This is a genomic window from Aeromonas sp. YN13HZO-058, assembly GCF_001921245.1.
GTDB classification, from domain to species: Bacteria; Pseudomonadota; Gammaproteobacteria; order Enterobacterales; family Aeromonadaceae; genus Aeromonas; species Aeromonas allosaccharophila.
Genome location: NZ_MQSY01000049.1, coordinates 1 through 4,746, shown reverse-complemented (window position 1 = coordinate 4,746; position 4,746 = coordinate 1). Strand labels below are relative to the sequence as shown.

The following is a 4,746-nucleotide window of genomic DNA, read 5'->3' as shown; positions in this document are numbered from 1 at the left end:
TGGCGCAGGATGCTGGAGCGTTACGGGAGGGGCGTGAATATCAAAGCGTGTTTGCATGAGGCGCTGGGGCGCCCCATGCAAGACGTAATTGGGACATAGCCATAAAAAAACGGCCGATTGGCCGTTTTTTTGGTGCTGATACCGCGAGTATCAACTATTCACTGCAGGGCGCTGATTACAGGCTCTGGGTGAAAGTACGGGTAACCACGTCACGCTGCTGTTCCGGAGTCAGGGCGTTGAAACGCACTGCGTAGCCAGATACACGGATGGTCAGCTGCGGGTACTTCTCCGGGTTTTCGATAGCATCTTCCAGAGTTTCACGACGCAGTACGTTGACGTTCAGGTGCTGGCCACCTTCAACAGCAGGCTCAGCCTGAACCGGCAGTTCGCGGTATTCGAACTGACCCAGGTCAGCCAGCTGCACTTCTTGATCGGCAGTGAAGGCATCGCCTTTGGCGCAGATGCAGCGAGCCTGTTGCTTCTCTTCGTCCAGCAGCCAGAAAGAGTTCAGCAGAGCGGTGTTGGCGGCCTGGGTGATTTGAATGCCTTTGATCATGGTATGACTCCTCAATGGGAACGCGAATCCAACTGTAAGGAAATTACCCTGATGTATTTAAGCTACCGTCGATGGCGATGACTTAAAGGGCCCTTGCCTTACACCTTTTCTTTGATGGGGTCATATATACCACGGTGGTAATATTACCAAAATTGATCCAGATCAAGAAAATCCGACAAAGCGCCATTTCAATGGGATTAAATTCTTGAGTTGAATCAAAAATAGGTCATTTTTCTGATTTTGTAAGATATCAAAATTATGCATCTTTTATCTTGTTAATCTAGTAATTTAACTACATCTTTTCGGCTTTTTTCTGATGTTAATTGAGGGGTTGGCTACACTCAGCAAAAAAAGCGAGGAGAGTGCCGGGTGAATAACGGGTGGCGCAAGTGGGCATGGCTCACCCTGTTTTGTTGCTGGGCAAGCTGTGCTGCGGTGCGGGCCGAGACGGTGCGCATTGCTGTGGGCGAGTGGCCGCCCTATATCAGTGAGTCGTTGCCCAATCAGGGCTTTCTCTGTGAGGTGGTGCGCCAGGCCTTTGCCGAAGAGGGGCTCGATGTCAGCTTTCACTTCTATTCCTGGGCCGAGGCTTACCAGTTGACTCTGGAGGGGCGCTATGTGGTCACCATGCCCTGGTTTCGCTCCCGCGAGCGGGAACAGCTTTTCTATCTCTCCGCCTCGCTCGGCCATTTCACCACCCGCTTGATGACGCTGACCGGTACGCCCGCGGTCAATCTGGGTGAGCTGAAACACCAGCCGGTCGGGGTGACCCATGGCTACTTCTATGGCGATGGCTTTGCCGCCCGCCAAGCCGGGCTCACCCTCGAGTGGTCAGATTCCGATGAGGAGAGCATGGGCAAGCTGCTCGACGGGCGAGTCCACTATCTGGTGATGGATGAGCAGGTGGCACAGACTCTGTTCCAGCAGGCGCTCGCCCGTCATCCCCAATCGCTGTCACTGACCGGCGCCGCCGACCCCATCTGGTCGCAACCGGGATACCTGTTGATGCGCAAGGCTGATCCCGAGGCGCGCCGTCTGATGCTGCTGTTCAATACCGGCCTGCGCAAGCTGGAGCGCTCGGGGCGCCTCGCCAGGCTCTGGAAAGCGTGAGCCACGGTTGCGTCTTGCGGGCTGGCCCCCTATCCTGAGCCCTTCGCCGTATCAAGTGAGGAGGCCGGGGTGCTGACCTGGAGTGATGTGATTGGCTCTGAGAAAGAGCAGGACTATTTCAAGAGTACGCTGGCAACCGTCAGAGCCGAGCGGGAAGCGGGCAAGGTGATCTACCCGCCAGCCACCGATGTGTTCAATGCCTTCAAGCTGACCGAGCTGGATCAGGTCAAGGTGGTGATCCTGGGCCAGGACCCCTACCACGGCCCCAATCAGGCGCACGGGCTCTGCTTCTCCGTTCTGCCCGGCGTGCGTACGCCCCCCTCACTGGTCAACATCTATAAAGAGATGCAGCGGGATCTGCCAGGTTTCGTCACACCCAATCACGGCTTTCTCGAATCCTGGGCCAAACAGGGCGTCCTGCTGCTCAACACAGTGCTGACGGTGCAGGCCGGTCAGGCTCACTCTCACGCCCATCTGGGATGGGAGACCTTTACCGATCGGGTCATCGAGCAGGTCAATGCCAGTTGTCAGGGGGGGGTCTTCCTGCTGTGGGGGGCCCACGCCCAGAAGAAGGGACGTTTCATCGACCGCCAGCGCCACTATGTGCTGACCGCGCCGCACCCGAGCCCCCTCTCTGCCCACCGCGGTTTCATCGGTTGCGGTCACTTTAGCGAGACCAATCGCTTGCTGGAACAACAGGGCAAGAGTCCGATAGAGTGGAAATCTGTCTGCATGCCACTTGATTGAGTGCAAAGTTTGGGCGACAAATGACCGTATACTCAGGGACATAACATTAATTCAGAGCCAAGGAGTGCCCATGTTATCCAGTCTGCACAAGGACCATCTCAACATCGCCCGACTTTTGGAGCTGCTCAAGCACAAGCTGGCAGCCATCCGTGCCGAAGAGCCTATCAGCTATTTTCTGGTGCGCGATGTCATCGACTACCTGCGGGAGGTTTCTGACAAGTACCACCATCCCAAGGAAGATCTCATCTATGACTACTACCTGAAATATCGGGTGGTGGAAGGGGAGGTTGCCAACCGCCTGCAGGATGAGCATGTCAAGCTGCTGGAGGCCGGGGCCGATCTCAAGGAGATGGTGGAGATGATCCTGATGGATGCGGTGATCCCCCTCGATCAGTTCACCACCAAGCTGGAGCGCTTCGTGGAGCTGCAAGAGGCGCACATGAACTACGAAGAGGGGGTGATCTTCCCCCATCTGCGTGACTCCCTGACCGAGGATGACTGGCGTCATCTGGAGCAAAACTGGCAGAACCGCGCCATTGGTGACCCCCTGTTCGGCGCCGAGGTGAGCCAGCACTTTCAGGCGCTGGCCAAACGTCTCTCTTTGCCGCTCACGAACGGCTAAGACGAGCCCGTACCCGCAGCGTGGCGGGTATGGTGTGAGCGCAACTTGAATGAAAACAGAAAGGCCTCCATCCGGAGGCCTTTTGCATAATGGGTGTTGCCATTCATTGCGCAGCCCAAGGACATACAACTGCTGGCAGTCACTCTCTTCGGAGAAGTTACTTATCGACTATCTGACGTGACTTAGCTGGGGGGATGGGCAGGTGTGCAGGTATTGGTGGGGCGTTAGGCCGAACCCCTGTTTAAAGCGGGCGGCAAAACGGCTGGGGGAGTCATAACCGCAGGCGAGGGCGACCTCCAGCGGGGTCAGGCCCTGTTGCAACAGGTTGAGGGCGTGGCTCATGCGCACCATGGAGGCGCGACTCATGGAGAAGTGAGGGGCCACCACCTCCAGGGTGTGGTCGATGCCGGGTTCCACTGCCAGGTAGCGTGCCAGCCGCTCTGCGAGGGTCATGGTGCTGGCGGGAAAGAGCAACCCGAGGACGTTGGTGGCCCGCAGCTCGGCATAGAAGCCGCGCAGCAGTTCGGCCTGGGTTGCCTCGCTTAGTCCCCGTTCGGCCATGGTGCTGATGAGCTCGAAGTATAAGGTGAGCCCGTGGGTAACCTTGACTGCTGGCTCATCCAGATCGGCATGGGAAGGGGCTGACTCGGCCAGCCACTCCTGCGGCGGCGGGGTCAGCAGCGTGATGGCGTGGGAGCGAAACTTGCCCTGCTCAGGTTGATTAACGAAGGTGAGCTGGTGGCCTGCCGGGATCAGCAGCCAGCGCTCCCTGTCAAACGACAGACGCCGCTCGCGCCACCACAGTTGCTTGCTCCCCTGGGTGACCCAGATAAGGGTCGGGGCATAGATGAGCACCCGGTGCAGGGGCTGCTGGCGGATCCCGAGATAGTGGCTCTGTTGCAGCAGGGGAGTGCTCATCCGGTTGGCTCCTAGGGGGTAATGAAGGTGGCGGTCAGGTTGGCTTTGCCGAGCGCCATGCTGTTGAGCATGTAGCCTACCATAGCGGGCGGGGTATCGGCCTTCACCTCGAGATCATGGGGCAGGGCCCAGGCGGTGAATTGATAGCGGTGCATGCCGTGACCTGCGGGCGGGCAGGGGCCGCCGTAACCCTGGCTGCCAAAGTCGGTGCGGACCTCCAATCCCTGCTTGAGCTTGCCGGAGGCATTGCTGACCAGTTCGCTCTGGGTGGCAGGCAGGTTCACCACCAGCCAGTGCCACCAACCGCTGCTGGTGGGGGCATCGGGGTCATAGGCGGTGATGGCAACACTCTTGGTGCCTGCCGGCAGATCCTGCCAACTCAGCTGGGGCGAGTGGTTGTCACCGCTGCAGCCAAAGCCGTTGAAGCTGAACTGTTTGTCCATCAACTGGCCTTCGTGAATATCCGTGCTCTTCAGGGTCATGGCAAAGGCTGGCATGGCCGTCAGGCAGAGCAGTGGCAACAGGGCACTCTGTTTGAGCAATTTCATCGGGTGACTCCTCGTGTGGTAACGGGCTCACTTTAGCGAGGGCAGGGCAGAATGTTATTGCAGAACAGCTCAATGTGGCATTTATTAGTGAGTTAATTGAGCCTTTGAGTGGTTTTTATGGCAAGAAGGTAAACGGCAGCCATAAAAAAAACCGGCATCATGGATGTAATGCCGATCAGTTAAGGATCCATTGACCGATCCTGCTGATGTGTAAAAATCCGAAACCTGTTGATTGGTTTCGGATT

At 57.5% G+C, this 4,746-nt stretch carries 6 protein-coding genes and 1 pseudogene; 4 read left to right on the top strand and 3 right to left on the bottom strand.

Annotated elements, in window-relative coordinates; all coding sequences use genetic code 11:
* A pseudogene (locus BSP75_RS21555) lies at positions 1–99 on the top strand (IS1595 family transposase); the annotation flags it as partial.
* Positions 100–175: 76 nt separating this feature from the next.
* On the opposite strand, the gene grcA reads toward BSP75_RS21555, so the two are convergent.
* A complete protein-coding gene (gene grcA / locus BSP75_RS12030) occupies positions 176–556 on the bottom strand; it encodes an autonomous glycyl radical cofactor GrcA (RefSeq protein WP_042658182.1) in 381 nt (126 codons plus the stop codon).
* A 369-nt stretch (positions 557–925) separates the two neighbouring features.
* On the opposite strand from grcA, the gene BSP75_RS12025 reads away from it, so the two are divergent.
* The 3 genes from BSP75_RS12025 (at position 926) to BSP75_RS12015 (ending at position 3,035) form a co-directional block, all read left to right on the top strand.
* Entirely contained in the window at positions 926–1,666 is a 741-nt protein-coding gene (locus BSP75_RS12025) for a transporter substrate-binding domain-containing protein (RefSeq protein ID WP_075113337.1), read from the top strand.
* Positions 1,667–1,735: 69 nt separating this feature from the next.
* Complete coding sequence (gene ung / locus BSP75_RS12020) at positions 1,736–2,413, top strand: uracil-DNA glycosylase (protein ID WP_075113336.1); 678 nt, start codon at positions 1,736–1,738, stop codon at positions 2,411–2,413.
* A 70-nt stretch (positions 2,414–2,483) separates the two neighbouring features.
* Positions 2,484–3,035, top strand: coding sequence for a hemerythrin domain-containing protein (locus BSP75_RS12015; RefSeq protein WP_075113335.1), 552 nt, complete (start codon positions 2,484–2,486; stop codon positions 3,033–3,035).
* Positions 3,036–3,203: 168 nt separating this feature from the next.
* On the opposite strand, the gene BSP75_RS12010 is transcribed toward BSP75_RS12015, so the two are convergent.
* Positions 3,204–3,953, bottom strand: a complete 750-nt coding sequence (locus tag BSP75_RS12010) for a helix-turn-helix domain-containing protein (RefSeq protein ID WP_075113334.1) — start codon at positions 3,951–3,953, stop codon at positions 3,204–3,206.
* Positions 3,954–3,964: 11 nt separating this feature from the next.
* Complete coding sequence (locus BSP75_RS12005) at positions 3,965–4,501, bottom strand: YbhB/YbcL family Raf kinase inhibitor-like protein (protein ID WP_075113333.1); 537 nt, start codon at positions 4,499–4,501, stop codon at positions 3,965–3,967.
* Positions 4,502–4,746: the final 245 nt, after the last annotated feature.

Excerpts from the sequence above, each read along its gene's own strand:
- BSP75_RS12015 (WP_075113335.1), top strand. The coding sequence starts at position 2,484 with ATGTTATCCAGTCTGCACAAGGACCATCTCAACATCGCCCGACTTTTG.
- BSP75_RS12010 (WP_075113334.1), bottom strand. The coding sequence starts at position 3,953 with ATGAGCACTCCCCTGCTGCAACAGAGCCACTATCTCGGGATCCGCCAG.
- grcA (WP_042658182.1), bottom strand. The coding sequence starts at position 556 with ATGATCAAAGGCATTCAAATCACCCAGGCCGCCAACACCGCTCTGCTG.
- BSP75_RS12005 (WP_075113333.1), bottom strand. The coding sequence starts at position 4,501 with ATGAAATTGCTCAAACAGAGTGCCCTGTTGCCACTGCTCTGCCTGACG.